This window comes from Sinorhizobium prairiense, assembly GCF_029201645.2.
Lineage (GTDB): Bacteria > Pseudomonadota > Alphaproteobacteria > Rhizobiales > Rhizobiaceae > Sinorhizobium > Sinorhizobium meliloti_A.
The window spans coordinates 3,402,329-3,425,008 of record NZ_CP104131.1 but is presented as its reverse complement, the minus strand read 5'-3'; the positions used below and the strand labels follow the sequence as shown (position 1 = coordinate 3,425,008).

Annotated in this window: 23 protein-coding genes and 3 pseudogenes; 9 read left to right on the top strand and 17 right to left on the bottom strand. The window is 64.1% G+C overall.

What is annotated here, in order from left to right; genetic code table 11:
- Positions 1-8: 8 nt before the first annotated feature.
- The 7 genes and pseudogenes from zapE to N0Q91_RS19155 form a co-directional block, all read right to left on the bottom strand.
- The gene (gene zapE, locus N0Q91_RS19185; protein ID WP_275597215.1) at positions 9-1,163 is read right to left on the bottom strand and encodes a cell division protein ZapE; all 1,155 of its coding nucleotides are present in this window, start codon (positions 1,161-1,163) and stop codon (positions 9-11) included.
- Positions 1,164-1,204: 41 nt separating this feature from the next.
- Positions 1,205-1,344: pseudogene (locus tag N0Q91_RS19180) on the bottom strand (helix-turn-helix domain-containing protein); the annotation flags it as partial.
- 62 nt (positions 1,345-1,406) lie between these two features.
- Positions 1,407-1,946 (bottom strand): protease inhibitor Inh/omp19 family protein, encoded by a 540-nt coding sequence (locus tag N0Q91_RS19175; protein WP_018097293.1) that lies wholly within the window; start codon positions 1,944-1,946, stop codon positions 1,407-1,409.
- Between the two features lie 194 nt (positions 1,947-2,140).
- Entirely contained in the window at positions 2,141-3,211 is a 1,071-nt protein-coding gene (locus N0Q91_RS19170) for an ABC transporter ATP-binding protein (protein ID WP_018097294.1), read from the bottom strand.
- Positions 3,212-3,247: 36 nt separating this feature from the next.
- Positions 3,248-4,096 (bottom strand): carbohydrate ABC transporter permease, encoded by an 849-nt coding sequence (locus tag N0Q91_RS19165; RefSeq protein WP_018097295.1) that lies wholly within the window; start codon positions 4,094-4,096, stop codon positions 3,248-3,250.
- A complete protein-coding gene (locus tag N0Q91_RS19160) occupies positions 4,089-5,027 on the bottom strand; it encodes a carbohydrate ABC transporter permease (protein WP_100672789.1) in 939 nt (312 codons plus the stop codon). The genes N0Q91_RS19165 and N0Q91_RS19160 overlap by 8 nt, the downstream gene beginning before the upstream one ends.
- Before the next feature lie 78 nt (positions 5,028-5,105).
- Positions 5,106-6,410, bottom strand: a complete 1,305-nt coding sequence (locus N0Q91_RS19155; RefSeq protein ID WP_275597214.1) for an ABC transporter substrate-binding protein — start codon at positions 6,408-6,410, stop codon at positions 5,106-5,108.
- A gap of 230 nt (positions 6,411-6,640) precedes the next feature.
- Between N0Q91_RS19155 and N0Q91_RS19150 the strand changes: the two are divergent.
- From N0Q91_RS19150 to N0Q91_RS19130, 5 genes and pseudogenes are all read left to right on the top strand, one after another.
- Positions 6,641-7,845: pseudogene (locus N0Q91_RS19150) on the top strand (ROK family protein).
- A 42-nt stretch (positions 7,846-7,887) separates the two neighbouring features.
- Positions 7,888-8,988 carry a Gfo/Idh/MocA family protein gene (locus tag N0Q91_RS19145; protein WP_275597213.1) on the top strand — a complete coding sequence of 367 codons (1,101 nt, stop codon included), beginning with the start codon at positions 7,888-7,890 and terminating at the stop codon, positions 8,986-8,988.
- A gap of 22 nt (positions 8,989-9,010) precedes the next feature.
- The gene (locus N0Q91_RS19140; RefSeq protein ID WP_018097300.1) at positions 9,011-9,652 is read left to right on the top strand and encodes a ThuA domain-containing protein; all 642 of its coding nucleotides are present in this window, start codon (positions 9,011-9,013) and stop codon (positions 9,650-9,652) included.
- Between the two features lie 209 nt (positions 9,653-9,861).
- Positions 9,862-10,125, top strand: coding sequence for a type II toxin-antitoxin system prevent-host-death family antitoxin (locus tag N0Q91_RS19135; protein WP_275597212.1), 264 nt, complete (start codon positions 9,862-9,864; stop codon positions 10,123-10,125).
- Positions 10,097-10,504: a hypothetical protein gene (locus tag N0Q91_RS19130; protein ID WP_345774898.1), complete on the top strand. Its 408-nt coding sequence runs from the start codon at positions 10,097-10,099 to the stop codon at positions 10,502-10,504. The genes N0Q91_RS19135 and N0Q91_RS19130 overlap by 29 nt, the downstream gene beginning before the upstream one ends.
- A gap of 175 nt (positions 10,505-10,679) precedes the next feature.
- Here the strand turns inward: N0Q91_RS19130 and msrA are convergent, their stop codons facing one another.
- The 5 genes from msrA to sdhC form a co-directional block, all read right to left on the bottom strand.
- Positions 10,680-11,276, bottom strand: coding sequence for a peptide-methionine (S)-S-oxide reductase MsrA (gene msrA / locus N0Q91_RS19125; RefSeq protein ID WP_275597211.1), 597 nt, complete (start codon positions 11,274-11,276; stop codon positions 10,680-10,682).
- Positions 11,277-11,427: 151 nt separating this feature from the next.
- Positions 11,428-12,207, bottom strand: coding sequence for a succinate dehydrogenase iron-sulfur subunit (gene sdhB, locus N0Q91_RS19120; protein ID WP_003531162.1), 780 nt, complete (start codon positions 12,205-12,207; stop codon positions 11,428-11,430).
- Positions 12,208-12,225: 18 nt separating this feature from the next.
- Complete coding sequence (sdhA, locus tag N0Q91_RS19115) at positions 12,226-14,067, bottom strand: succinate dehydrogenase flavoprotein subunit (protein WP_275597210.1); 1,842 nt, start codon at positions 14,065-14,067, stop codon at positions 12,226-12,228.
- A 7-nt stretch (positions 14,068-14,074) separates the two neighbouring features.
- Positions 14,075-14,455, bottom strand: coding sequence for a succinate dehydrogenase, hydrophobic membrane anchor protein (gene sdhD, locus N0Q91_RS19110; protein ID WP_100672783.1), 381 nt, complete (start codon positions 14,453-14,455; stop codon positions 14,075-14,077).
- Positions 14,456-14,466: 11 nt separating this feature from the next.
- Positions 14,467-14,859, bottom strand: a complete 393-nt coding sequence (gene sdhC, locus N0Q91_RS19105; protein WP_018097306.1) for a succinate dehydrogenase, cytochrome b556 subunit — start codon at positions 14,857-14,859, stop codon at positions 14,467-14,469.
- A 305-nt stretch (positions 14,860-15,164) separates the two neighbouring features.
- On the opposite strand from sdhC, the gene N0Q91_RS19100 reads away from it, so the two are divergent.
- On the top strand, positions 15,165-15,788 hold the full coding sequence (locus N0Q91_RS19100; protein ID WP_275597209.1) for a hypothetical protein: 624 nt from the start codon (positions 15,165-15,167) through the stop codon (positions 15,786-15,788).
- Between the two features lie 16 nt (positions 15,789-15,804).
- On the opposite strand, the gene N0Q91_RS19095 is transcribed toward N0Q91_RS19100, so the two are convergent.
- From N0Q91_RS19095 to tsaD, 5 genes are read right to left on the bottom strand one after another with little or no spacing between them, the layout of a single operon-like run.
- A complete protein-coding gene (locus N0Q91_RS19095) occupies positions 15,805-16,473 on the bottom strand; it encodes a class I SAM-dependent methyltransferase (protein ID WP_100672781.1) in 669 nt (222 codons plus the stop codon).
- 13 nt (positions 16,474-16,486) lie between these two features.
- Positions 16,487-16,918 carry an EVE domain-containing protein gene (locus tag N0Q91_RS19090; protein ID WP_248448748.1) on the bottom strand — a complete coding sequence of 144 codons (432 nt, stop codon included), beginning with the start codon at positions 16,916-16,918 and terminating at the stop codon, positions 16,487-16,489.
- Positions 16,919-16,924: 6 nt separating this feature from the next.
- The gene (locus N0Q91_RS19085; protein ID WP_100672779.1) at positions 16,925-17,218 is read right to left on the bottom strand and encodes a YciI-like protein; all 294 of its coding nucleotides are present in this window, start codon (positions 17,216-17,218) and stop codon (positions 16,925-16,927) included.
- A 17-nt stretch (positions 17,219-17,235) separates the two neighbouring features.
- Positions 17,236-18,234 carry an NAD(P)H-dependent glycerol-3-phosphate dehydrogenase gene (locus tag N0Q91_RS19080; protein WP_275597208.1) on the bottom strand — a complete coding sequence of 333 codons (999 nt, stop codon included), beginning with the start codon at positions 18,232-18,234 and terminating at the stop codon, positions 17,236-17,238.
- 10 nt (positions 18,235-18,244) lie between these two features.
- Entirely contained in the window at positions 18,245-19,342 is a 1,098-nt protein-coding gene (gene tsaD, locus N0Q91_RS19075; RefSeq protein ID WP_018097312.1) for a tRNA (adenosine(37)-N6)-threonylcarbamoyltransferase complex transferase subunit TsaD, read from the bottom strand.
- Positions 19,343-19,513: 171 nt separating this feature from the next.
- Here tsaD and hemC point away from each other — a divergent pair, with 171 nt between their 5' ends.
- From hemC to N0Q91_RS19060, 3 genes and pseudogenes are all read left to right on the top strand, one after another.
- Positions 19,514-20,443, top strand: a complete 930-nt coding sequence (gene hemC, locus N0Q91_RS19070) for a hydroxymethylbilane synthase (protein WP_275597207.1) — start codon at positions 19,514-19,516, stop codon at positions 20,441-20,443.
- 4 nt (positions 20,444-20,447) lie between these two features.
- A pseudogene (locus N0Q91_RS19065) lies at positions 20,448-21,153 on the top strand (uroporphyrinogen-III synthase).
- Positions 21,154-21,368: 215 nt separating this feature from the next.
- A complete protein-coding gene (locus N0Q91_RS19060; RefSeq protein ID WP_275597206.1) occupies positions 21,369-22,670 on the top strand; it encodes a COG4223 family protein in 1,302 nt (433 codons plus the stop codon).
- The last annotated feature ends 10 nt before the right edge of the window (positions 22,671-22,680 follow it).

Below are 22,680 nucleotides of genomic sequence, written 5' to 3'. Positions count from 1 at the left end.
CCTGACCGTCATTCCGCCGCTGAATTGTGCGGGTGAGCCGCAGCGTAATCCTGGCTTTGCATCTCGATGAGACGCGAAACCGTACGGTCGAATTCGAAGCCTTCGGTGCCCTTCCTGGCGGTCAGCAGATGCTGCGGTTCGGCGTCAGCCGAGGCAAACAGGCGGGCGCCCTGATCATAGAGAGCGTCGACCAGGATGATGAAGCGCTTCGTCTCGTTGCGCAGGTGCGGCCCGAGATGCGGAACGTGGTCGAGGAAGATGGTGCTGTACTGCGCGACGATGGCAAGGTAGTCGGCGGCGCCGAGCGGCTGCGCGCACAGGTCTGCAAAGGTGAATCGCGCGGCCCGGCCGGCGGCCGCCGGCACGCGGATCGTGCGCCCCTTGCGGCCGATCTCGGCCGAGGCGACCTGCGCTCCGCCCGTTTCCCGATACCAGGCGCGATCCATGGCGGCTTCCGTTTCGGGCCCGAGCGGCGACAGCCACACGGGCGCGCCATCGGCCCTGCCCAGACGATAATCCGTTTCCGTGTCGAGCGGGATGATCTCGGCATTTGCCTTCAGAAGATCGATGAACGGCAGGAAGAGACCGCGATTGAGGCCGTCGCGATAGAGATTGTCCGGCTCAACGTTTGAGGTCGCAACAAGCACGCAGCCCTTGGCGAACAGTTCGCCGAAGAGCCGCGCCAGTATCATCGCATCGGCGATGTCGGTGACGGTGAACTCGTCGAAACACAGAAGCCGTGCTTCGCCGAAGAGATCGGAAGCGACGGGCGGGATCGGATCGGCCTGCTTCGTCTCGCCGTTCTTGAGCTTCTGCCGGTGCCTGTAGATGCGCTCATGCACATCGGCCATGAATTCGTGGAAATGGGCGCGGCGCTTGCGCTGGATCGGTACAGCGTCGAAGAACATGTCCATCAGCATGGTCTTGCCGCGCCCGACGCCGCCGTGGATATAGAGGCCCTTGACCGGCGGCTGGTCCTTTTTGCGCGCCGCAAAGAGCCAGCCGAGCGCATTGGTCTTGCGCGAGGGGCGGCTCGCCAGGAGCTTTGCCGTCAGGCTGTCTAGCCGTCTTGCGATTGCGAATTGAGCCGGGTCGCGCTGCCGCTCGCCGGCGGCAACGAGCGCCTCGAGCTTGCGAAGAATGCTGTCGTCGGGATTGAGCACGATGCGCTTCTATCGTTTCGTGGTTTTGCGGCTTTGGTCCATCATGCGGCGTGAAGCGGAGAAATGCTCAGATCACCTGCGGCATCACGCGTTCCAGTTCATAATGGCTTTGGAGATTAATCCAGAATTCCGGCGTCGTACCAAAGGCCTTGGAAAGCCGCAGAGCCGTATCGCCGGTCGTGATCGATTCTTGCAAGTTGAGATGTGGGATACGGGCGAAACCGCACACACTTCTCCTCCGCGCTAGCGGCTGAGGCTGACCGGCTGCCCGCCATTGGTCGAGCCGTCGAAGCGCGCATCGGCCGTCTTGTAGAGCCGGGCGATCGGATTGCCGCTGCGGTCCTTGAGCACGACCTGCTTGCCCGCCACTTCCCAGGATCCCATGGCCGTCAGCTCGCCGGCGCAGCCGCGCGTGCCGCCGCGCGAACCGCTGCCGAGATTGGTGAGGGTCAGGAACATGTCGCAGGAACTGCCGGCGCTCGAAACGCGCCAGTTGCCGACCATCGACTCCTTCGTTACGTCGAGGGCATTGGTGGCTGCGGCCACTTCCGTGCCGGCCGCCGCGCCGGGCGCTGCGGTGCCTGTCGTCGGTGCGGCCGGGAACTGCGACGCCCCCGCCGGAGGCGGCAGTTGCCCCGCGGAGACGGAAGGTACGGGCTGCGCCTGCAGGGGAGCGGGAGCGCGAGAAACATCCTGAGACCCGAAACCACCGAAGGACGTCCGCTGGCATCCGGCTAGCGCAAGTACAACCGCCAACCCGGCCGCCGCATGTGAAACCCGCATATCTTTACCCCCGACATTGTCCGCGAACCATAACGCAACGCGATAATATAGGCCGAATTACAGCAAAACCACCTTTCAAATCAAGGCAAGCCATTTCGCGTCCGGCAGTTGCAGGATTGAGACGCCCGGCGGATTCGCTCGCATGTGCCTTCACACGGACATAGCCCGCCCCGGCGGACAGCCGGGTGTAATGCTCACAGTGCCGCGCCCGTCTGCCTGTCGAAGACATAGACCTGGCTGCGGTCCATCGCCGCCTTGAAGAGAGAACCATGGCGGGCGGGGTGGTCGCCGTCGACGACGGCGGTTATCTGTTCGCCGGCAAATTCGAAAAGCACGTGCGTCTGGGCACCGGTCGGCTCGACCAGCAGCGTCTGGCCGGCAATGGCATTGCCCTCCCCGCCCGCGACGAAATGTTCCGGGCGCAGTCCGATCCGGACCGCCTGCCCGGGCCGCACCTTGCGCTCGGGCGCGATGCGGATCGCCGACCCGTCGCCGAGGCGCACCGCCGGCTCCCCGTCATCCGCATCGACCGTTCCGTCGAGCACGTTCATGGCCGGCGAACCGATGAAACCCGCGACGAAGAGGTTGGCGGGCGTGCGATAGAGCTCCAGCGGCGTGCCCACCTGCTCGATCCTGCCGCCGTTCAAGACGACGATGCGGTCGGCGAGCGTCATCGCCTCGATCTGGTCGTGGGTCACGTAGATCGAGGTGGTGGCGACCTTCTGGTGCAAGGCCTTGATCTCGGTGCGCATCTGCACCCGGAGCTTGGCATCGAGATTGGAGAGCGGTTCGTCGAACAGGAAGACGGCCGGGTCGCGGACGATCGCGCGTCCCATGGCGACGCGCTGGCGCTGGCCGCCGGAAAGCTGGCTCGGCTTGCGATCGAGAAGCTCCGTCAACGCCAGCATGCGCGCCGCCTCGCTGACCTTTCTGTCGATCTCGGGACGGGAGAGACCGGAGAGCTTGAGGTTGAAGCCCATATTCTCGGCCACCGACATGTGCGGGTAGAGCGCGTAGGACTGGAAGACCATGGCGATGTTGCGCTCGCGCGGCGTCAGCGGATTGACCACCTTGCCGCCGATCAGCACCTCGCCGTCGCTGATCTCTTCCAATCCGGCGATCATGCGCAGCAACGTGGATTTGCCGCAGCCGGACGGACCGACGAGCGCGATGAATTCGCCCTCCGCGATCGAGAGAGACACGCCGTGGACCACCTCGAGCGCAGCATAGCTCTTGCGGATGTCCCTGAGTTCGACCGATGCCATGTGCTTTCTCCTTGGAACGACGCGTCAGGAAAGGGCTCAGGATTTCACCGCGCCGGCCGTCAGGCCTGCGATGATGTGCTTCTGGGCGAGAAAGAAGACGATCACCGTCGGCAGGATCGTCAGCGTGATGAAGGCGAGCACGAGCTGCCAATCGGTGCCGAACTCGCCGCGATAGACCATGATGCCGAGCGGCCAGGGATATTTCGCCTCCGTGTTCAGCATGATCAGCGGCAGGATATAGCTGTTCCAGCTATGCACGAAGGTGATGATGCCGACCGTCGAGACGATGGGGCGGGAAAGCGGAAGGGAAATGTACCAGAAGAAGCGGATGTAGCCGCAGCCGTCGACGAAGGCGGCCTGGAAGAGTTCTTCCGGCAGGTTCCGGAAATAATTGCGGAAAAGCAGGATGCTCATGCCGAGGCCGAAGGCGACCTGAGGCAGGATCACGCCCCAATAGGTGTCGAGCAGGCCGAGATCGCGGATGCGGATGAAGAGCGGCAGGATTGCCGTTGCCGCCGGGAACATGAGCCCGATCAGGAAGTAGTTCAGCAAATGGTTCGAACCGAAGAACCTGACATGGGCGAAGGTGAAGGCGGCCATGGCCGAAACGATGACGGTCAGCGCCACCGTTATGGCCGCGATGAACAGCGAGTTCAGCATCTGCCGCCAGTAGCGGTCGCCGAAAAGGATATCGAGATAATTCGACCACAGCCATTCGGAAGGCAGGCCGAACGGATTGACGCGCAGATCGCCGAGCGACTTGAAGCCGCCGAGCGCCGTGGTGACCAGGGGCAGCAGGACCAGCATCGCCACCAGCGACAGCGACACGTAGAGATAGAGGCGGGTGGCTGCGGTCATGCGAACGGAAGAAGTCGTGTCAGTCATGGCGCATGAATATCCGTTTGTAGCCGAAAGCGAGCGTGACGCAGATGACGAAGAGGACCACGCCGACCGCGCTTCCGAGCCCCACCTGCATGCGGGTGACGCCGTAGGTGTAGAGGAAGGTCACCATGGTCTGCGTCGAGTTCGACGGCCCGCCGCCCGTGAGGGGCATGACGAGGTCGAAGAGCTGCAGCGATCCGATGACGGCGAAGAAGATCGACAGCCTGACGGTCGAGCCGAGGAGCGGCAGCGTCACGTAGCGGAATTTCTGCCAACCGGTCGCTCCATCGATCTCGGCAGCTTCGAGCACGCTCCTGTCGACGGCCTGCAAGCCGGCGATGAACAGCATCATGTGGAACCCGAAATACTTCCAGATGATCACGGCAAGCACCGCATAGATGGCAAGGCTGCGGTCGGCGAGCACGTAAGGGGTGGCGACGCCGAAGAAGCCGGCGACCGCGGCCACGAGCCCGTAGTCGCCATCATAGACGAAACGCCAGATGAGTCCGGCCGCGACATCCGCCAGCACGTAGGGCAGAAAAAAGATCAGCCGGAAGGCGACGACGCCGGCGATCCTGTGCGCGAGCATCATAGCAAGCCAGAGGGCGAGCGGAATCTGCAGGAGCACCGAAACGAGAATGATTATGCCGTTGTTGATCAGCGCCCGCGAGAAGGCCGCATTGTTGAACAGCACCTCGAAATTGCGCAGGCCTACGAACTGCGTCGGGGTTCCGTAGCCGTTCCAGCGATAGAGGCTGTACCAGGCCGCCTCTCCCATCGGCAGGATGACGAAGACCGTGAACAGCAGCAGGGCCGGCGGCAGAAAGAGGATGAGCACCGGCAGGCGCCCGCGCACGGTCGGGCTCTTGTACCGCACTTTCTTGCGGCTTGCCGTGGCCGGCACCGCGGTGATCGTCGCAGTCGCGTCGGTCATCTGGTCCTCGCACCTTTCGTTCCGGATGGTAGAAGGAAAGCCGGGCAGCGGGAGCTCCCGCCGCCCTCGCTTACGCACTCATTCGAGTTCGCGGGCGTCCTGGATCATCCGGGCCGCCTCTTCCGAGGACATCTGTCCGGAGACGATTTCGACCGAAGCGTCGTTCACGACGCGGCCGACGGAGGGGCCGAGATCCTGGTCGAAATAGTTCTGGTGCCAGGTAGAGGCCGCGAGCTGGTCGGCCGAAGCCCGCACCAGCGGGTTGGTGACGCCATCCTCGGCCCCTGCCGCCGCCGGGACGATCATGCCGATGCTCGCCATTAGCCGCTCGTTTTCCGCATTGGTCAGGTAGCGCAGGAAATCCAGCGCTTCAGGCGGAGCATTTTTGGTTACCGCCCAGCCGTTGAGACCGCCCAGTGTGTCGGTGGCAGCACCCGCCCCGCCCTCGACGGCGGGGAAGGGAAAGCGGCCGATATTCTCTGGCGCGAGGCCCTTGCCGTCGCCGGAATTGGCGCGCTGGGTGGCTTCGGTCGTCTCGAAGCTCAGGATCATCGCCGCCTTGCCGTCGCCGAAGAGGCCGAGCGTCTGCGGCCAGCTCGCGCCGAGATAACCGCCCTGGAACGGCTCGAGCTTGCCGAGTTCGGCGAGCTGCTCGCCGGCCTTGATGATCGACGGATGCAGGAAGCCCTCGCCCTCATTGTTCCTGGCATCCTCGAAAACCTGCTGGCCGCCATTGCGCATGACCAGGTAGCTCCAGTAGAAATGCAACGGCCACTTGTCGCCGCCGCCGCCGGCGATCGGCGTAATGCCGGCCTCCTTCAGCGTCTTCACGGCCGTGAGGAAATCGTCCCAGGTCTTGATGTCCTCGGCCTTGACGCCACCCTTCTGAAAGAGCTCCTTGTTGTAGAAGAAGCTGATCGTTCCCATTTTGAAGGGAACCGCATAAATTCTGTCGCCAAAGGTGAAGCCCTTGAGCGCAGCGGGATTGTAGCTCTTCTCCCAGGCGCCGCCGTCGGCGCGCATCGCCTCCGTCAGATCCATGAGCGCCCCGGTCTCGGATTGCTGCTTCAGCACGCCGCCACCCCAGCTATAGAAGAAATGGGGCGCGTCGTCCGACTGCAGAAGCGTCGGCAGCTTCGCCTTGAATGCCTCGTTTTCCAGGAACTGGAGCTGAATATCGACGCCCGCATGTTCCGATTCGTACTTTGCGGCGATGTCCTCCCACATCTTTAAATAGGCCGGAACAGTCTCCAGATGAAGCCACCTGACCACCGTATCGGCGGATGCGTGGCTCGCATCGAAGAGAAGCGCCATGCCGGCTACGGCAGCAAGCGCGGAAAGTCTGATGGCGCGCAGAGGCGCCGACCCGCGTTCGAGCATCATCATTTTTCTCCTCCCAAACTCCTTCAAAGGGGGCAAAACGTCCTCTTCATTTTGTCCCCGATGCGGATTAATTCAGAGGAGATGCCGGCAAATGTCAACAGTCGTCGCGAATATTTCGGGAGCTCCGCTTGACAGGAGGCGCTAATTGCCCGTTATTTAATTCGTATTCCTGCTAAATAATCCGACCCCGCCCAGCCAGCCAATCCAGCATGCGAGCATACTGAAGACCGATGAAGACCGCCGATCCCGAACTGATGCGCGCGATAAATCGCTTCAACGTGCTCGATACGATACGCCGGCACGGCCCCATTTCACGCGTCGAGATCAGCGAACGCACCGAACTGTCCACGACCACCGTTTCCGCGATCACCGCGTCGCTGCTTGACGACGGCCTCATCCTGACCCGGCACGAGGGCGATATCCGCAACGCTGCCGCAAGGGGCCGCCCGCGCGTCATGCTGGAGCTCGACCCGGAGGCTGCTCGCGTCGTCGGTGCCAAGATCGCCGCCAATCGTATGGTTTTCGCCGTCACCAACTTTCGCGGCGAGGTACTCTCCGACCTGACATTGCCGATCCGGGTCGACCGCCAGCCGATCGCCGTCATCGCCGATCTGATCGAGGACGGCGTGCGCCGCTGCGTGGTCGACGCCGACCTTTCGCTCGACGACATCGATTCGATCTGCATCGGCCTGCCGGGCGTGGTCGAACACCGCACCGGTCACGTCCGCTCCAGCCCGATCTTCCGGGAAACGGACGTCGACTTCGCAAGCGAAATGACGAGCAGGCTCAACGTCCCGACCATCGTCGAGAGCGACGCGCACGCCATCACGCTTGCCCATCACTGGTTCGGGCGCGCCCGCGACCTCGACGACATGGTTCTCGTTTCGCTGGAGCAGACCCTCGGGCTCGGCGTGCTGCATGGCGGCCAGCTTTTCCGAGGCGCCGGGGGCCTGAGCCACAATCTCGGCGATCTTGTGCTCGGCGTCCGCGAGAGCCGTACCGTGCGCCTTTCGACGCTCGCCGGGGAGAACGCGATTCTCGGCGAACACCCGATGGACGGGCGATTCGCCGAGGCGGTGCGCCTCGGACGGGGCATGACGCATGCGCAGATGCTGATCGCGGCCGACGACGAAGCGCTGACCACGGCCGCCTCGCGGGCCGGAGAAGCGGTCGGGCTCGCCGTCGCCAACATCGTCACGCTGTTCGGACCGCCGCGCGTCGTCATCGTCGGTTCGAGCCTGTCGCTCGGCACCGTTTTCGTGGAGAGCATCCGCCGGTCCTTTCAGAACGCAATCCCGCCCTCGATCTCGACGGTGGCCGAACTCGTCTTCGACGAATCGGCCGACGAGACCTGGGCCCAGGGGGCGGCGGTCGTGGCGCTCTGCGAACTCTACGAGTCCCCCTGGGGACGACCGGACCGGCGCCGGCGCTTTGATGCGCTGCGCCGAACTTATGTATCCATTTCGGGAGGAGACTGATGGAAAAACTCGGTATCGGCATCATCGGCTGCGGCAACATCTCGTCGGCTTATCTGAAGGCGATGGCAGCCTTTCCGATCCTCGACATCCGCGGCATCGCCGACCTGAACCGCAACCTTGCCGAAGAGCGCGCGGCGGAGTTCAAGGTCGAGGCCCGCAGCGTCGCCGATCTCCTCGCGGATCCGTCGATCGAGCTCATCGTCAACCTGACCGTGCCGAAGGCGCACGTGGCCGTCGCCAAGCAGGTCCTCGAGGCCGGCAAGCACACCTATTCCGAAAAGCCGCTCGCCACCGACTTCGCTGACGGACGCAAGCTGGTGGCGCTGGCTCGCGAGAAAGGCCTGCGGATCGGCGCCGCCCCGGACACCTTTCTCGGCGGCTCGCATCAGACGGCGCGCGCAATCGTCGATTCGGGCGTGCTCGGCACGCCCGTCGGCGGCACCGCCACGTTCATGTGCCCGGGTCACGAGCGCTGGCATCCCAATCCGGACTTCTATTACGACGTCGGCGGCGGGCCCATGCTCGATATGGGTCCCTACTACATCACCGACCTCGTCAACCTCCTTGGCCCCGTGGCCAAGGTTGCCGGATTTGCCACGGCGGCACGGAAGGAGCGGACCATCACCAGCGAGGCGCGCAACGGCAAACGCATCCCCGTGCGCGTGCCGACCCATGTCACCGGCATCATGGCCTTCGAGAATGGAGCCGTCGTGCAGATCGGCATGAGCTTCGATGTGGCGGGCCACAGGCATGTGCCTCTCGAGCTCTATGGAACCGAGGGCACGCTGATCGTCCCGGATCCCAACCATTTCGGCGGCCAGATCGAGCTACTGAAAAAGGGCGGCGCCTTCGAGCAGACCGCGACGAGCGAGCCCTATGCCGACGGCAACTACCGCTCGATCGGGGTCGCCGACATGGCACATGCCATCCGCTCGGGCCGGCCGCACCGGGCAAACGGAGACCTCGCCTTGCACGTGCTGGAGGTCATGGAAGCGTTCCACAAGGCGGCCGATACCGGTTCCACCGTCAGCATCAGCACGAAGGCCGAGCGGCCGGCCCCTCTGTCGCAATCGCTCGTCGACGGCCGCATCGGCCGCTAGTCTAATTTGAGGAGGAATGAGAATGCGCGAGGCACTGATCGTCTGGGGCGGCTGGAGCGGGCACGAGCCGCAGGAATGCGCCCATATCATCCGCGACATGCTGCAGGAGGACGGGTTCAAGGTCTATCTGGAACACACGACCGAAGCCTTCGCCGATCCGTCGATCCACGACCTGTCGCTGATCGTTCCGATCATGACGATGTCGAAGATCGAGAAGGAAGAGGTAAAGAATCTTGCCGCGGCCGTCGAGGGCGGCGTCGGTATCGCCGGCTATCACGGCGGCGCGGGTGACGCCTTCCGCGAGAGCGTCGAATACCAGTTCATAATCGGCGGCCAGTGGGTGGCCCACCCGGGCAACATCATCGATTATCGCGTGAACATCACGCGCCCCGACGATCCGCTGATGGAGGGCATCTCCGATTTTCCCTATACCTCGGAGCAATATTACATGCATGTCGATCCGTCCAACGAGGTGCTGGCGACGACCACCTTCTCCGGCGAGCATGCCTCCTGGATCGAAGGCGTGACGATGCCGGTGGTCTGGAAGCGCAAGCATGGGAAGGGCCGGGTCTTCTACTCCTCGCTCGGCCATGTGGCCAAGGAATTCGAGGTGCCCGAGATGCGCACGATCTTCCGCCGCGGCGCGAATTGGGCTGCGCGCTGACGGGGGATACGGCGGATCGACCGGGGTCCGCCGCGCTCGTCGATGGCGCTCCCTCGAGGTCTACGATGCAGCCCGGAGAAGCCTGCAGTGGCGGAGGACATCGAGCCGCAGTTTGACGCGCTCACCAAGTCGGGCCACGGGGCAACTCAGCGCTGGACGTAGCCGCATAATTTACGTATTTTACGTATATTGGGAACGGAGCGACGCAGATGAAGCAATTCACTTTCAGCGAAATGAATCGCGCGTCCGGCGAGATCCTCGAGGCAGCGTTGATCGAGCCCGTAGCGCTTACCAAGCGCGGAAAGGAAAAGCTCGTCATCCTGTCCGCTGCTCAGTATCAGAAACTGGTTGGCCGACCTCACGCAGCCGCCTACACGCTCGAGAATGCGCCGGACGATATTCATGATGAACTCATGACCGGCCTCGATGCGATCATTGCCAGCGATGACCACGACGATGTTCAAGGCCGGTGACGTCCTTCGCTGCTACTATCTTTGGGCGAGGCAAGCCGGCGACGGTGAGGAATCGGGCCGCAAGGAGCGGCCGGTTTGCCTTTTGGTGAAGACACCGACGGAGCCGGTGAAGCTGTTTTTGTTCCCGATCACCTCACGGAGTCCGGATCCGTCGATCGCCCACATTACCGTCAGCGAAATCGAATGCCGCCGTGGCGGGCTCCGTTTCCCGTCCTGGCTGATCCTGGACGAGTACAATCTGCTCCGTCTCGACGAAGCCTATGATCTCGCGTCGACAACGCCGATCGGCACCTTCAGTCCGGCTTTCGTTCGCAAGGTGGCCACCCTGATCAAGCAAGCGGCGGCACAACGCCGTCTGCGCGTTGTCATCCGAAAGTAGAAAGGATGCCTTCCGGACAGCGAAGGAGCGCGCCTTGAGAAACGCATTGACGCGGGCTGCCCGCAAATGGGCTTGAAGAGAGGCCAGGCGCGAAAGCAAACCGGCCAGTTGCATTCCGAGATCCTATACAACATTTCTTATGCAGGATGCCGACGGGCGGATGAGGGGCAATCGATCAATGATCGACGCCTGCATAGGCGCGATCGCCCCAGAGCTTCTCGACCGTTCGGTTCCTGCCGCAGCCGTTGCGATAGTACCAGTAGCGGATCGGGTTCCGCTTGCCGAAGTCCTGATGGTAGTCTTCCGCCGGCCAGAATTTCGCTGCGCCTTCGACGGGCGTGACGATCGGCCGGCCGAGCTCCGCCTCGGCCTTGATCTTTTCCGCCTTCGCGTCCATCGCCTGCCGCTCGTTCAGCGCATAGATCGCGGTCGTGTAGGCGAAGCCCCGGTCGCAGAACTGGCCACCGTCATCCGTCGGGTCCGTCGTACGGAACAGGACGCCGACGAGCGCCGCATAGGAGACCCGGTCCGGGTCGAACTTCACGCGCACCACCTCGCGGTGTCCACCCGTCGCATAATCTTCATAGGTGGGGTTCGCGCTCTTGCCGCCGGCATAGCCGGAGATCGTTTCGAGAACGCCGGGCACGGCGTCGAAGTCGCTCTCGACGCACCAGAAGCAGCCGCCGGCGAAGATAGCATATTGCGGTTCTGCCGCCCGCGCCGGCAGCAGCAGGAAACAAGTGACGAGAAAACCGAGCAGCAGGCGAAGCATCGGCGGCCCTCCATCCTCGGCTATTACCTAACTGCCTGGCTGCGCGTTTCAAATCACTTAGCAACACGTCGATGTGACGGACGTGAAAGCAAAACGGCGGGCCGGGGCCCGCCATTGAAATGCTGCTGAGAACACCTGCAGGACGGAAGGGTCAGAACCGCCGCTCGACCAGCATCTTCTTGATCTCGCCGATCGCCTTGGCGGGGTTCAACCCCTTCGGACAGGCCTGGGCGCAGTTCATGATCGTGTGGCAGCGATAGAGCCGGAACGGATCTTCGAGATTGTCGAGACGCTCGCCGGTCGCCTCGTCTCTGGAGTCGATCAGCCAGCGATAGGCCTGCAGGAGGACGGCGGGGCCGAGATAGCGGTCACCGTTCCACCAATAGCTCGGACAGGAGGTCGAGCAGCAGGCGCAGAGAATGCACTCATAGAGGCCGTCGAGCTTCAGGCGATCTTCGTGGCTCTGCCGCCATTCCTTGGCCGGCGTCGGCGAAACCGTTTTCAGCCAGGGCTCGATCGAACGGTGCTGGGCATAGAAATTGGTGAGGTCGGGCACGAGGTCCTTGACGACGGGCATGTGCGGCAGCGGATACACCTTCACGGCGCCCTTCACCTCATCCATGCCCTTGGTGCAGGCGAGCGTATTGGTGCCGTCGATATTCATCGCACAGGAGCCGCAGATGCCTTCGCGGCAGGAGCGCCGCAGCGTCAGCGTCGGATCGATGTTGTTCTTGATGTAGAGCAGACCGTCCAGAACCATCGGGCCGCAATCGTCGATATCGATGTAATAGGTATCGATCCGCGGGTTTTTGCCGTCGTCCGGATTCCAGCGATAGACCCGGTATTCGCGCAGGTTCGCCGCACCGACCGGTTTCGGCCACACCTTGCCTTCGGTGATCTGCGAGTTCTTGGGGAGAGCGAGTTCAACCATGTGCCTTAGTCCTCGAGATCAGTAGACGCGCGCCTTCGGCTCGATCTTGTGGGGATCGATGCCTTCGGCGATCAGCTCGGTGTGCACCGGACGAAAATCGAGCCGGACGTCGCCCGCTTCGTTGACCCAGGCAAGAGTGTGCTTGCGCCAGTTGACGTCGTCGCGACCGGCGAGCGGGCCATCCTTGTAGTCCTCGCGCGCATGCGCGCCGCGGCTTTCCTTGCGCGCCTCGGCGCCGTAGACCGTGGTGATGGCATTAGCCATCAGGTTTTCGAGCTCCAGCGTCTCGACGAGATCCGAATTCCAGATCATCGAGCGGTCGGTGACCCTGACGTCCGGCAGTTCCTTCCAGATCGCCGACAGGCGACGGCAGCCGGATTCGAGCGACTCCTGCGTACGGAACACGGCCGCGTCTTCCTGCATGGCGCGCTGCATCTTGTCACGCAGCACTGCCGTGGGCGTGGTGCCGTTGGCGTGCCGCAGCCGGTCGAAACGCTCCATGATGCGGTCGCAGGAGGCCGTGTCGACGTCCGGCACCGCCTCGTTGCGGTCGATGATCTGGCCGGCGCGGATCGCCGCCGCACGGCCGAAGACGACAAGGTCGATCAGCGAGTTCGAGCCGAGCCGGTTGGCGCCGTGCACCGAGGCGCAGCCGGCTTCGCCGACGGCCATCAGTCCGGGCGCGATTCGCTCCGGGTTCTGGCCGTCCGCGTTCAGCACTTCGCCCCAGTAATTGGTCGGCACGCCGCCCATATTGTAGTGAACGGTCGGCAGCACCGGGATCGGCTCGCGCGTGACGTCGACGCCGGCGAAGATCTTCGCCGATTCCGAAATGCCCGGCAGGCGTTCGTGCAGCACTGCGGGATCGAGATGGTCGAGATGCAGGAAGATATGGTCCTTGTTCTTGCCGACGCCTCGGCCCTCGCGGATTTCCATCGTCATGCAGCGGGAAACGACGTCGCGCGAGGCAAGGTCCTTGGCAGAAGGCGCGTAGCGCTCCATGAAGCGCTCGCCCTCGGAATTGACCAGATAGCCGCCCTCGCCGCGGGCGCCTTCGGTGATGAGGCAGCCTGCGCCGTAAATGCCGGTCGGATGGAACTGCACGAATTCCATATCCTGCAGTGGCAGACCCGCGCGCGCAATCATGCCGCCGCCGTCGCCGGTGCAGGTATGCGCCGAGGTCGCTGAGAAATAGGCGCGGCCGTAGCCGCCGGTCGCCAGCACCACCATCTTGGCGGCGAACCGGTGGATCGTGCCGTCGTCGAGGTTCCAGGCGACCACGCCGGTGCAGCGCCCGTCAGCCGACATGATCAGGTCAATGGCAAAATATTCGATGAAGAATTCGGCATTGTTCCGGAGCGATTGGCCGTAGAGCGTATGCAGGATCGCGTGGCCGGTACGGTCGGCGGCGGCGCAGGTGCGCTGCACCGGCGGCCCTTCGCCGTAGTTCTGCATGTGGCCGCCGAAGGGGCGCTGATAGATCTTGCCTTCTTCGTTGCGCGAGAACGGAACGCCATAGTGCTCGAGTTCGTAGACCGCCTTCGGCGCTTCCATTGCGAGATACTGCATGGCGTCGACATCGCCGAGCCAGTCGGAGCCCTTGACGGTGTCATAAAGATGCCACTGCCAGCAGTCGGGCGTCATGTTCTGCAGCGAAGCGGCGATGCCGCCCTGTGCCGCGACCGTGTGCGAACGCGTCGGGAAGACCTTGGTTATGCAGGCCGTCCTCAGGCCCTGCTCGGCCATGCCGAGCGTCGCGCGCAGGCCCGCCCCGCCGGCGCCGACGACGACGACGTCGAAGGAATGGTCGACATATTGATATGCCTTGCCGTTTGCAGCGGGTGAACTGATCGATGCCATGACGAAATTACCCTGCAAAAGCGATCTTCAGGACGGCGAAAAGACAGAGCCCGCCGACCGCGATCGTGAAGAATGTGTTGAGCATGAGAAGCGCTATCTTGGCGCCCTCCGCATGGACGTAGTCCTCGATGATGACCTGCATGCCGATCTTCATGTGAACGAGGCCGGCGACGACCATCAGACCCATGGCAACCGCCACGAAGGGGTTCGCAAGGGCCGCGATCAGTTCCGCATGCGGTGCGCCCGCATAATGGGCGAGAAAGACGACGAAGAAGATCGTGAGAGGAATGCTGGCGACGGCCGTGAGGCGCTGCCGCCAGAAGTGATCCGTGCCTTCCTTTGCCGAACCGAGACCCCGGACCTTGCCGAGAGGTGTGCGCATATTCATGTCGAAGTCCCTTAACGAGCGAGGTAGCCGACGACCCAGATGACGAGCGTCAGCGTCGCCGATGCGACGATCATGGCCTTCGCCATTCTCGTCGCGAAGTGCTTCTCATAGCCGTAGCCGAGATCCCAGCCGAGGTGGCGGATGCCGCCCAGCAGATGGTGCACAAGGGCCCAGGTATAGCCGAAGAGGACGACCTTGCCGATGAACGTGCCGAACAGCCAGTTCACCCAGTCGTAGTAGGCAGCGCCCGAAGCAGCGGCGATCAGCCACCACGCCACCAGGACGGTGCCGAAATAGAGCGCGCCGCCGGTGATGCGGTGCATGATCGACATGATCATGGTGGGGATCGGCTTGTAGATTTGAAGATGCGGCGAGAGCGGCCGGCTTCTTGTGACATTCGTCATCGGAACCTCGCGGGATGACCGGATATGCATCCAAAACTGGACTCTTTTCGTCCGGTATCGCACCCGATTGTGCGCAATTCAGTCACCCGGACCTTTAATCACCATGGGGCTTCACGACAAGTGTGTTTGCAGTGCAAAATCAATTTAATCGATTTGACGGAAAACGGCATTTTCCCGCCTCGCAGAGACATCCGGCCTTTTAACGATATGCACGAAAAAACCCAGCTGAATCCGTGACATTTCCCGTCGGTTGCCGCAGGATGCACTTTAACGGTTTGTTAATGATGATCCGGAGGCAGCGAGACATGAACCCCTCGCAAATGGTCCGCGTGGCCAAAGCTCTAGTCGTGGCCTTCGCACTTGCGATGCCCGCCGGTTTGCCGGCACGGGCCGCCGAAAGCGACGGTTTCGGCAATGTGGAGACCCGAACCCGCCATGTCCGGATCAAGCATCGCACGCCCCATCACACCTGGCGCAAGGCGCGCCACCGGTCAGTAACGACCGTCGGCGGTTTCGCATCTGCCGGTTCCATGGGCCTGCCCGATGTTCAGACCCGCACCCGGCATGTCCGGCCGAGATATCCCTGGCCCGGATACTCCCGGCATCGTTACGCTCGCCCCGGGCGGGATCGTGGTCCTGTGATCGTTATCAATGGCGGCGGATACGCGTCCGGCGGTTACGGCAGCTATGGGAGCTACGACTTCCCGACACCCATTCCGGACATCGGCACCTATGCCGGCGGCCTTTCGGCGTTCCGCGATGAAGGAAACGGCATCTATTTCAGCCGGGACGGCGGCTACGCCTATCTTGCCGGCGAAACCGCAGCAGCCAGCCCATCTTCGAAACGCGCGAAGATCATCATCGTCTCGCCGCAGGTAAACGCCAGCGCTTGCTCCTGGGAGCACGGCGTCTGCGTCGTCCGGCCGTAGAGGCCGGACGTTCCCCTCAATCGTCGCCGGCGGCGACAGCCGGACCGAACCGCCAGACCGTCGTGCGCTTCACCTCGCTGTCTTCGAGCGCCCGGGTCACCGGCACCTCGTAGGTCGCAAGGTCAGTCATCCGCCCGCGTGGACAATAGGCCCGGCCCGGATCGCCGACGAGAACGACGGCACCGGCACGTTCGAGCGCGTCGAACCAGGGCAGAAGCAGATCGGCGAAGCTCTTGTCGTAGAAGACGTCTCCGGCGAGGTAGACGTCGGCCGCCCGTTCCGAGCCGACGATATCGTCTCCGGTGAAGGCGAGCGATACGCCGTTGAGCCCGGCATTCAGCCGCGCGGCCGTTTCGGACCATGGGTCGATGTCGGCGGCGGTGACCTCATCGGCGCCGGCCAACTTCGCCGCGATGGCGACGAGGCCGGAACCGGAGGCGAAATCGATGACGCGGCGGCCGCGCACCGTTTCGGGGTGATCGAGGACGTAGCGGGCAAGCCCCTGCCCTCCCGCCCAGGCGAAGGCCCAGAAGGGCGGCGGCAGACCGATCCGTTCCAGCTCTTCCTCGGTCTTCAGCCACAATTCATGCGCCTCGCCCGCAAGATGCAGGCGGATTTCCGGCACGTGCGGCGGCGCGAGAATGTCGGTGTTGGCGCGGATGAAGCTTTCGGGATCGGTCTTCACGACATTCGGGTCGCTATCGAGGCGGATTGTCCAGCCCGCCCATGCGGCAGACCTCGATCCACTCGTCATCCGTCACCGGCTGCACCGAAAGACGCATCGACGTGACGAGCGACATCTTGGCGAGCTTCGGATTTTCCTTGATTTCCTTGAGTGAAACCGGCCGTGGCATGTCCATGACGGCGCGGATGTCGACGCAGTCCCAGCGGGCGTCGCCCTCTGCCGTCGAGTCCGGATGCGACAGCGCGCAGACCTCGGTGATGCCGACGATCTCGAGCCCCTCGTTGGAGTGATAGAAGAAACCCTTGTCGCCGATCTTCATCGCCCGCATGTTGTTGCGCGCCAGGTAGTTGCGCACGCCGGTCCATTCGGTGCCCTTCTCGCCGGCATCCTTCTGCATCTGCCAGGACCATTTCGCCGGTTCGGATTTGTAGAGCCAGAACGCCATCGCCCCTCAAGCCTCCGGATTGTTGAAGACCCAGTTGTAGGCCTTGATCTCGACATTGGCGAAGAGACCCGCCTTCGCATAGGGATCGGCCTCGGCAAGCGCCCTGGCCTCTTCGAGCGTGTCGGCCTTGACGATCACGAGGCTCCCCGTCGGCTTGCCGTCGGCGCCAAGGAAAGGCCCCGCGATCTTCAGGATGCCCCGGGCATTGAGGTCGTTGAGATAGGCGACATGGTCAGGCCGCGTGTCGACCCTGAGTTGCAGCGCGCCGGGCTTGTCGGTGCAGAGCAGTGCGAAGAGCATGGATCCTCCTGAAGACATCATTCGTGGGTGATCGGTCTGGACATCAGTTGTTCGAGAGCCGAGCGGACATCCAGCTTTCCGTCGACGATGGCTGCGACGGCCCCGGTGACCGGCATCTCGATGCCGAGTCCGCCCGCCACGCGGGCGGCGACGGATGCGGCAAAAGCGCCCTCCACCAACTCGCTGCCGGCGGCAGCCCGGCCGTCTTTACCGAGGGCTATGCCGAAGCGCAGGTTGCGCGACTGGTGGCTCGTCGCGGTCAGCACGAGGTCACCCAATCCCGAAAGGCCGCGCACAGTGTCCGCCTCGCCGCCCCTCGCGACGATGAAGCGCGACATTTCCGCAAGCCCGCGCGAGATCAGCGCAGCTCGGGCCGAGTCGCCGAGGCCGGCGCCTTCGACGATGCCGCAGGCGATCGCCAGCACGTTCTTGAGCGCCCCGCCAAGCTGAACGCCGGTGCGGTCCGCCGAGGGATAAAGCCGGAAGGTCCGCCCGGAAAGCGCCTCCGCGAGTTCCGTCGCGATCGCGGTATCGGGGGCGGCGACCACCATGGCGGTTGGCAGGCCGCGAGCGATATCGGCGGCAAAGCCCGGGCCGGAAAGCACCCCGACGCGGCGGCCCGGCAACTCCTCTTCGAGAACGTCGGTGAGGAGTCGGCCGGTCGATTGCTCCATGCCCTTGGCGCAGGTGACGACGATCGCCCTGGCGCCGATCGCGGCACCGTAGCTCCGCGCCGCGTCCCGATGCGCTTGCGAAGGCATCGCAAAAAGCACGATGTCGGCGTCTTCGAGCGCGGCCGCCTGTGAAGAATAGACAAGGCGCGGGGGAAGCGGAATTCCCGGGAGAACGGCGTCATTCCGCCCGGTACGGCGACACTGCGCGGCCGCCTCCTCCCGCCGGGCAAGCAGAGTGACATTCGCCTTGTCCTTCGCTGCCGCGACGGCCGAAAGCGCCGTTCCGAAGGCGCCCGCCCCGACGACCACGATTTTTTGCGCGCTCTTCGATTTGCCGCTCATCTTCCGTCCATCATGCCTTGGCGCCGCGTCTGCCGGAGCCGATCAATGCCTTGGCTTCGGAATCGAGCGGCCAGCGCGAACGCGGAGCCGCATCGAGCCCGTCCGCCGGCAGGCCCGCCGCGAGGCGCTCCGCACCGGCCCAGGCGATCATCGCGGCGTTGTCGGTGCAAAGCGAGAGCGGCGGCGCGATGAAGCGGAAGCCGTGCTCGTCGCAAAGCGACTGCAGTGTCCGGCGCAATGTCTGGTTCGCGGCAACCCCGCCGGCCACGACGAGAGCCGGTTGGTCGACGGAAGCGAAGTCCGCCCTGAACCGCTTCAAGCCGCGCCCGACCCGATCCCTGAGCGTGCGGGAAATGGCGCGCTGGAAAGAGGCACAAACGTCGGCGATATCCTGATCCGTCACCGGCTCCAGCGACTGTGCGGCCTGGCGGACGGCCGTCTTGAGGCCCGAAAAAGAAAAGTCGAGCCTGGCGTCACCCACGAGCGGCCGGGGAAAATCGAAGCGCTCCGCATTGCCGGCCTGCGCCGCCCGCTCGACGGCCGGCCCGCCCGGATAGGGAAGACCGAGCAGCTTTGCGGTCTTGTCGAAGGCCTCGCCGAGCGCATCGTCGATCGTCGTGCCCCAGCGTTCGTATTCGCCGACGCCCTTGACGAGGATCAGCTGTGTATGGCCGCCCGAGACGAGCAGCATCAGATAGGGAAATGAAAGGCCGTCGGTCAGCCGCGCCGTCAGCGCGTGACCTTCGAGGTGATTGACCGCATAGAGCGGCTTGCCGGTCGCCCGCGCGATCGCCTTGCCGGTCATCAACCCGACGATGAGCCCGCCGATCAGGCCGGGACCACTTGTCGCAGCGACCGCGTCGATGTCACGGAGCGTCACGCCGGCGCGCAGGAGCGCTTCCTCGATCAGCGTGTCGAGCGCCTCGACATGGGCGCGTGCCGCGATCTCGGGAACGACGCCGCCATAGGCGCTGTGCTCTTCCAGCTGGCTCAGCACCACGTCGCCGAGAATCCGGCCGTGGCCCTCTTCGTCACGCAGCACGACCGAAGCGGCGGTTTCGTCGCAGCTTGTCTCAATGCCGAGGATGCGCAAAGGCGGGGACGTCACGTGCTATACTCAAAGATTGCGGTCGCAGTGAAAGGTGGTTACACGAAACTCAAACAGCGCCGTGCGCCTTCAGACGCACAAGGGACGCTGTAACGCTTTGAACTGCTGCATGGTTTTGTCCTGAACCGGTTCCGATCCAAGGAAGCATGCAGTAACAACGGATGGCGAAGGATGCAAACGAAACCTTTCCGCATCGGCACGCGCGGCAGCCCGCTGGCGATGGCCCAGACGCATGAAACGCGCGCCCGGCTCGCCGCCGCCCATGGTCTGCCACCGGAAATGTTCGAGATCGTCATTCTTTCCACGAAGGGCGACCGGATCACCGACAGGTCGCTTGCGGAGATCGGCGGCAAGGGCCTGTTCACCGAAGAGCTCGAGGAGCAGCTTCTGTCGGGAGACCTCGACTTCGCCGTACATTCGTCCAAGGACATGCCGACGAAGCTGCCGGACGGGCTGTTCCTTTCGGCTTTCCTGCCGCGCGAGGACATCCGTGACGCCTTTGTCGGCCGCTCGGCCGAAAGGCTCGCCGATCTCCCGCAAGGCGCCACCGTCGGCTCGTCTTCGCTGCGCCGTCAGGCGCTGATCCGGCGGCTTCGGCCCGATATCGACGTGATCACCTATCGCGGACAGGTCGAGACACGCCTGCGCAAACTTGCCGAAGGTCAGGTCGACGGCACGCTTCTGGCCTTCGCCGGCCTGAAGCGTCTCGGCATGGAGCATGTGCCGACGGAGCTGCTTGACCCGGAAGAATTTCCGCCGGCGCCGGCTCAGGGCGCGATCTGCGTCGAAGCCCGCATCGGCGACGGCCGTATCAACACGCTGCTTGCGGCAATCGACGACCCCCGCACACACGAGGCGGTCTCCTGCGAGCGCGGCTTCCTGGCGACACTCGACGGCTCCTGCCGTACGCCGATCGCCGGCTACGCGCAATCGGACGGGACACATATCCGCTTTGCCGGCATGATCCTGACGCCCGACGGCACCACCTTCCACCAGATCGAAATCGACGGCAAAGCGGCAGACGCGGAAAGGCTCGGGCAGGAGGCCGGCGAGCGGATCCGCGCCAAGGCGGGGCCGGGTTTCTTCTCGACCTGGAGCTGATCCGATGCGCGTGCTCGTGACCCGGCCACGCCCGGCCGCCGAAAGGACGGCGGCAAGGCTCAGCGCCATGGGTCATGAAGCGGTCATCCTGCCGCTTATGCAGGCGCAGCATCTCGCCGGCGCGGTTCGGGCAGCATTGAGCGAGCCCCACCAGGCGATCGCCGTCACCAGTGGGGAGGCGGTCCGCGTCCTCGGCGCGCTCGGTCCGGCGCTTGAGCCACACCTTGCAACACCGCTCTTTGCAGTCGGCGAAGCGACGGCGCGCGCCGCGGGCGATCTCGGATTTACCGACATCCGCATCGGACCGGGAACCGGCGAGGGACTCGCCGAGACGGTCGCCGCCCTTCTCCCCCGGCGAAATGCTGGTCTATCTCGCCGGTTTACCGCGGACCGAGGGTTTTGAACGGGCATTGCACCAAGGGCGAATCGAGCACAGGACCGCCGAATGCTACCGGATGGCGCCGGTCCACTATCCTGCGGAGACGCTGCCGGGGCTCCTCCGCGCGGGCCCCTTCGATGCGGTAATGCTCTATTCCCGTCAGAGCGCGCGGCGCCTGGATGCAGCATTGCGGGAGAGCGGGCTTGAACCCGCGGACCTCGCCTCGCGCTTTCTCTGCCTGAGCTGGCCGATAAGAGAGACCCTGCCGGACGGTCTTGTCTGCGGGGTCGCGGCAGCGCCGGACGAGGAAAATCTCTTGCGGCTTCTTTGAGGCCAAATCAGCAAAGTCGGCGCCGGTTTTCCGCCTGCCTTGTGCACATTGCTCGGGTCATCTGGGCCATTTCCGTCAAAAAGCATGGTCTGGGGCTTTCCCTCGTCATCCTCGCTGACTAGGTTTGCGTTTAGAACGGAGGAAGGTGCGGAGCGTTCCTGCTGCAGATCCGCTCAGGCCCGACCGACAGGCAATGAAACGGTAATGAGGTGACCATGGCATCGGAAAAGCCGCCGCGCCGCTCGAAACCCGGGAAAGAACCGCTGACGATCGATCTCGAGGCGGAGAAGACCGAACCTGCAGCGGGCGAGGCAGCGGCCGGGCCGGATGCGGCACCGGGCGAGCCGGCGGATATTTCGACGAGCGAGGCGGCGGAAGCCGGCGAAGTGAGGACCGGCGAAGTCGAAAGCAACGAAGCCGGCATCGGCGAACCTCCTTTGCCGGCGGGCGATCCGCAAGAGGAAGCAGAGACGGAGGAGGCACGCGCCGACGCGGCTGCGGCCGCCTTCGACGCGGAGCTTCCGCACGCGACCAACGGCGAACTGCCCGAGGCAAAGAGGAGACAGGCCACAGGCGCAGGTGCGCTTGCAGCCGGCATCCTCGGCGGTCTCATAGCGCTCGCCGGTGCCGGCGTGCTGCAATATGCCGGCTACGTTCCGGCGCCCGGACCGGAGCAGCCGGGTACCGAGCAGAACCTTGCGAGCGAGATCGAAGCGATCAAGGCGGAGCTTCAGGCGCAGGCCCCGGCGGCGACAGTGGACGTCGCCCCTCTGGAAAACCGCCTCGCCGCTCTGGAACAGGCGGCCCGGGAGCCTGGCGCAGCTGCGGCGGACGCTCCCGAAATCAAGGCGCTCGAAGCGGAGGTCGCCAATCTGACGAATGAAATGGCCGACCTGAAGACCGAGCTTGCCGAGGCTCGCCAGGCAGCGGACGCCGCGAGGGCGGAACTTGCCGGCCGTATCGACCAGGCGGAGCAGAAGCTCAACGAACCTGCGAACGATATCGAGATGGCGAAAGCCGTTGCCGTCACCGCGCTGAAGACGGCGATCGATCGCGGCGGGCCGTTCCTCGCGGAACTCGACGCATTGCGCAGCATCGCCCCCGAGGATCCGGTCGTCAAAGAGCTGGCCGATGTCGCCGCGACGGGAGTCCCCACACGGACGGAATTGAGGGAAAGTTTCCGGCCGGCGGCGGACGCGATGCTGGACGCGCTGCATCGGCCCGATCCCGATCAGGGCATTTTCGATCGCCTCGTCTCCAGCGCCATGTCGGGCATTCGCGTGCGACCGGTCGGCAGCGTCGAAGGCGACACGCCGGAAGCGGTGATCGCCCGCATCGAAGACAAGCTCGACAACGGCGATCTCAAGGGCGCATCGCTCGAATGGGACAGCCTTCCCGAAGCCGCGAAATCCGCTGGCCAGGGGTTCAAAGAGAAGCTCGACCGGCGGCTTGGCGTCGAAACGGTGATCGATGCCGCCGTCGCCGGCACCATGACGCGCACGGGCAAGCAAGGTTAGCGGGAGAAAG